The sequence below is a fragment of the Pseudomonas sp. Sample_24 genome, assembly GCF_004307605.1.
Classification (GTDB): domain Bacteria; phylum Pseudomonadota; class Gammaproteobacteria; order Pseudomonadales; family Pseudomonadaceae; genus Aquipseudomonas.
Map to the genome: position 1 here is coordinate 1 of NZ_RCNW01000367.1, position 695 is coordinate 695.

The window sequence follows — 695 nt, forward strand, 5'->3', positions numbered from 1 at the left end:
AACCATGGCCGACCGACCTGGACCCAACTGGGCCTGGACGATCTGGACAAACTGTTCTTGCGCGGTCGTTGATGAGCCAGCTCCCACCTGCGATTTTCCTGATGGGCCCGACCGCCGCCGGCAAGACCGACCTGGCCATCGAGCTCACCAAGGTCCTGCCTTGCGAACTGATCAGCGTCGATTCGGCGCTGGTCTATCGTGGCATGGACATCGGCACCGCCAAGCCGTCGAAAGAGCTGTTGGCAGAGTTTCCGCACCGTTTGATCGATATTCTCGACCCGGCCGAGAGCTATTCGGCCGCGGATTTTCGCCGTGACGCCCTCGAAGCCATGGCCGATATCACTGCGCGGGGAAAAATTCCGCTGTTGGTAGGCGGCACGATGCTCTACTACAAGGCTTTGCTCGAAGGGCTGGCAGAAATGCCGGCGGCTGATCCCGACGTCCGCGCGCAAATCGAGGAAGAGGCTGCACGCCTTGGCTGGCAAGCCCTGCACGACCAGTTGGCGGTGATTGATCCGGTCTCCGCGGCGCGGATTCATCCGAACGATCCGCAGCGCCTGAGTCGAGCACTGGAAGTTTATCGCGTGAGCGGTCAAAGCATGACTGCACTACGCTTGCAACAATCTGCGCAAAGTACTGCAGCAGCCGCTTCGGGACGGCAACAATTGCCCTATACTGTCGCGAACTTGGCCATT

General features: G+C 60.3%; 1 protein-coding gene. It reads left to right on the forward strand.

Annotated features, from left to right (window positions below; all coding sequences use genetic code 11):
* Nucleotides 1-71: 71 nt before the first annotated feature.
* The coding region (gene miaA / locus D8V06_RS21120) for a tRNA (adenosine(37)-N6)-dimethylallyltransferase MiaA (protein WP_130931716.1) at nucleotides 72-695 on the forward strand (624 nt) is incomplete at its 3' end.